General features: G+C 64.6%; 1 protein-coding gene and 1 pseudogene. Both read left to right on the forward strand.

Annotation, left to right across the window (positions count from 1 at the left end):
• A pseudogene (locus tag ACFMO5_RS03885) lies at nucleotides 1-242 on the forward strand (TldD/PmbA family protein); the annotation flags it as partial.
• Between the two features lie 211 nt (nucleotides 243-453).
• Nucleotides 454-1806 carry a TldD/PmbA family protein gene (locus ACFMO5_RS03890; RefSeq protein WP_376791449.1) on the forward strand — a complete coding sequence of 451 codons (1353 nt, stop codon included), beginning with the start codon at nucleotides 454-456 and terminating at the stop codon, nucleotides 1804-1806.
• Nucleotides 1807-1936 lie beyond the last annotated feature (130 nt).

The raw sequence follows: 1936 nt of genomic DNA on the forward strand, positions 1-1936 counted from the left end.
TCGGCTGCGAGATCGCCTGGGAGATCCGGGGCGGGAAGCTGACCCGCATGTTGAAGAACCCGATTTACACCGGGATCACACCGGAGTTCTGGCGTTCCTGCGACGCGGTGTGCAACGCGGATCATTGGGTGATCTGGGGGATGCCGAACTGCGGCAAGGGGCAGCCCTCTCAGTTGGCACACACCGGCCACGGGGCAGCCCCCGCCCGCTTTCGAAATGTGCGGGTGTTTAGCCGGAAGTGAAGTTGCTTCGCCGTGAAGAGCGGCTCGGCCCTCCCCAAAATATTTTGCATCCCCTCTGTTTGGAGTGGGGCGCTTTGACGCCCGTTTCCACGGCCGTGAGGAGGGGGATGAAGGGGATGGGGCCATTCCGCCTCTCCACGGAAGCTCCGAACCCAATGTGGCCAGGCTGAATCGTTACTGAAAGAGATCCATCCCAGATGAGGAGATGGCTATGCTCGGCGAATCCCGGATCCGCGAGATCTTCGAGAAAGCCCTGGGGCGCTCCCCCGCGGATGAGACCGAGATCGTCTTGGAGGCCCACGACAGCGCCTTAACCCGTTTCGCGAACAACACCATTCATCAAAATGTGGCGGAGGTGAACACCGAGATCGCCGTCCGGGTGGTTGTTGGGAAGCGGGTAGGCTCTGCGATCACGAATCGTCTGGCCGAGGAAGCGCTAGGGAAAGCCATTGAAGAGGCCGTGGCCCTTGCCCGGCTGCAGCCGGAGAACCCGGAATTCCCGGGCCTTCCGGAGCCCCAACCCATCGAACCGGTGATGGCGTTCGATGAAGCCACAGCGGGGGCCACGCCGGAGTGGCGGGCCCGCGCGGTGGGAGCCGTCTGTCGGCTGGCGGAATCGATGGGCGTCAACGCGGCCGGCGCCCTCTCCACCGGGATCTATGAGCTGGCCGTCGCCAATTCCCGTGGGGTGTTCGCCTATCACGTGGGCACAGAGGTTCATTTCACCACCGTCGTGATGAGCGAGGGAGGATCCGGTTACGCGCATCGGGCGGCCTGGCGTCTGGCGGATCTGGATGTGGAGTCCCTAGGGCGTTCCGCCCTCGATAAGGCGCTGCGAAGCCGGAACCCGCGCCCCGTCGAGCCCGGGGTATACCCGGTGGTCCTGGAGCCCTACGCCGTCGATGATATCCTCTCGTGGCTGGGCTATGCGGGCGCGGGTGCGCTGGCGGTTCAGGAGGGCCGGTCGTGGATGAACGATCGCATCGGTCGCCCGATCATGTCCCCCCAGGTGACCATCTGGGACGATGGCCGGGATCCGGCGGGGTTGCCCCTTCCGTTCGATTTCGAGGGGGTTCCCCGCCAGCGGGTGGTGATCGTGGAGCGCGGGGTCCCTCAGAGCCCCGTTTACGATACGATCACGGCCGCACGGGAGGGCCGCCGCTCCACAGGCCACGCGCTTCCCCGGTCCCGCCCTCAAACGGCCAGCTTGGGTCCCATCCCGCTCCATTTGTTCATGGCCCCTGGGGAGGCGACCCTGGAGGAAATGATCCGCCAGGTGGATCGCGGCCTTTACATCACCCGCTTCTGGTATACCCGTCTGGTCCATCCACGGGACTGCGTGCTGACCGGGATGACCCGGGATGGGGTGTTCTGGATCGAGAAGGGGGAGATCGCCTATCCGGTCCAGAACCTGCGGTTCACCCAGGGATATGTGCCGGCCCTGGCCCAAGTGCGGGCGGTAGGAAAGGAACGTTGGGTGCTCTCGGAAGGGTTTGGATTTACCTGTGTTCCCGCCCTTTTGCTGGAGGCTTTCACGTTCACCGGGGTAACCGAGGCGTCTTAGCGCTTCTTCCCCATCGGATCTTTGGTTGCAACGATTGAGTCTGGACCCATTCGGTTCGGGGCGCTCGTGAGGAGGCGGAAGGACCCCACCCCCCTTCATCCCCCCTCCCCACGGCCCTTTGGGCCGTGGG

Source organism: Thermoflexus sp. (genome assembly GCF_042408365.1).
Classification (GTDB): domain Bacteria; phylum Chloroflexota; class Anaerolineae; order Thermoflexales; family Thermoflexaceae; genus Thermoflexus.